Source organism: Pseudoduganella sp. RAF53_2 (assembly GCF_052113985.1).
GTDB lineage: Bacteria > Pseudomonadota > Gammaproteobacteria > Burkholderiales > Burkholderiaceae_D > Rugamonas.
In genome coordinates this window covers 1-2,145 of the sequence record NZ_JBFRDW010000835.1, presented here as the reverse complement: position 1 = coordinate 2,145, position 2,145 = coordinate 1, and the positions used below count along the sequence as shown (strand labels likewise).

Genomic DNA, 2,145 nt, shown 5'->3' with positions numbered 1-2,145 from the left:
TTCTTCGGCTGATTCAAACCCGGCACGCCGGTGAGGAAAGCAGTCACCAGATCATTGCGCGGGAAATTGGTCGGCGCCTTGGCGCCTGCGCTGCCAAACAACACCTCGACCAGGGCTGGCAAGGTCGGATTGGTCACGTAAGTGGCAAACTGCGCATCACCGGAAGGCTTACTGTGATTGAACTTGTCCTTGTCCTTCAGCCCAATCACCACCTCGTTCACCAGCGGCATGCCAAGCCGCGACACCTGCGTCCACGCCCCGCCATCACGCGAGCCGCCGAGAGGATTGATCAGGCGTCCCTGGCGCAAGCTGGCGGTCRTCCAGCCGCCGATCACCGGCTCATTGCCTGCCGTGAGACAGGAAGCAGCAATCTCCAGCTCCAGCGACGTCACATTCTTATCGTCCAGATCATCGCGTGCATTCTTCTCGGCATTCGCCAGAAATTCCACTGCCGGGGCCTTGATGTTGATAAGGTCAAAAGTCTCGCCAAGATTGACCACAAACGGGTCCTTGCGCTGGCCAACGAACATGCGCGCCGGCACACTGCAGCCAGGAATATTCACCGTGTACACATGCTTGGCCGCATACGCCGCGTAATTGGGAATCGACTTGTTGCCGATATTGTCCACCGGCTTATCGAACACTGTGCTGCCGTTGGCTGCATTGCTGACCATCGCGCGTTGCCCGCCACGGCGATCGCCGCGCACCACGGTCACCGAATACGTCTCGCGCACGTTCAAGCCGGCGGGATTGACGTCGTTAATCGGGCCGCCATTGATCACGAGTGGAATGGATACCTTCTGCCCGCCCACTGTGAACGCGCCGTCCTTGTTGGTATTGGTGAAGCGGAACTGGAAGGTCAGGTCTTCCTTCGCATCGCCATTGTTATCGATGTGGATCTCGTACAGCGCGTCCGGGTCCATCTGGAAGAAATTCGGACCGCCATATGCATCCTGCAAAGGAACATAATTGGCGATTAAGGTAACGAATTGCTCGCGTCCCGGCTCGTAGCTACGGAACATATAGAAGTCCGTCGCATCAGCTTTCGGATTCTTGGTAATGAATGGAGCTTCGCGGTGGCTGGACGCCATCGCCGGTGGCAGCGCGGCGGCGGCAATCGCCAGCGCCAGCACTCTCTTCAGCAAAGTAGCCATGTTCATCCCCTGGATAGTGGATAGGAAGGTGCAGCATGGCTATATACGCAGCCGGGGACCGGCTGGATTCAGATTTTTTCAGCGATATTTGTAGAGCGGGCGGTAGAGCTCGATGGGACGGATGTCCAGGCGGATATTCAGGATGGAATAGGCATCCGCCACGGCTGAGACATACCCCACGCTCTCAGGCGTCTTGGTGAAGCGGAATTCGAAGCCCATGTCGGTCTTGTCAATGCGCGGATTGCCGCTGGCGATGCCAACCGCCTCCTGCTGATCGCTGTCGATCAGGCGCTCCATCAGATCCACCACGGCGCTATTGCCGAGTACATCGTTGCTGAACACGGCGCCGCGGCTGGACGGGTGCAGCGGGTCGAGCCGGCCGCCCGCCTTGTCCGTCGAAGGGATGAACATGCGCGTGGCGATATTGAATTTGTCGCCGCGATCGAGATAGCTGATCGAGACGTTGCTGACGTTGAAATTCGGATTTTCCTTATCCGTTTCGGCGCGGGTCAGGTCGATCAGCATGGCGCCCTTGTAGCCGATGATTTCCACCTCGCGCTTGGCGGTGACCACCATGGCGCTGTCTTCATCGATGCCCAGACCGATCTGGTAACCCTTGGCCATCATGGCCGGAATCATGCGCGCGAATCGGCCGCGCACCAGCAGGTGCTGATCCACAAAGATATCGTCGCCGATGAAGCCCAGACCCGGCGCCAGTTCCTTGCCGTCGGCGATGCCGGTCTGCAGCATCGCCAGGATGGCCTTGGGATTGGAAAACATGGTCGAACTCATGATGGCTGCGCCAGCAGACGAGCCGGCGATCACGCCGCCACGGCGGTACAGATCCCAGACCGCATCCAGCGCCGCCGTATGCGTGCCATCCTCGCGCACCAGCGCCTTGGTGATGCGGCCCTGGTCGCCGCCGACGAAATACACGCCATCGGATTTGCGGATCTTGTCGGCCAGCGCCGCATCTTCCGCCGCCTTGCGG

Annotated in this window: 2 protein-coding genes; both read right to left on the bottom strand. The window is 59.6% G+C overall.

Annotated elements, in window-relative coordinates:
* On the bottom strand, nt 1-1,154 hold a 1,154-nt coding region (locus AB4Z11_RS30100), incomplete at its 3' end, for a DUF4331 domain-containing protein (RefSeq protein WP_442029615.1).
* Nucleotides 1,155-1,232: 78 nt separating this feature from the next.
* Nucleotides 1,233-2,145, bottom strand: a 913-nt coding sequence (locus AB4Z11_RS30095; RefSeq protein WP_442029613.1) for a cyanophycinase, incomplete at its 5' end; no start/stop codon positions are given.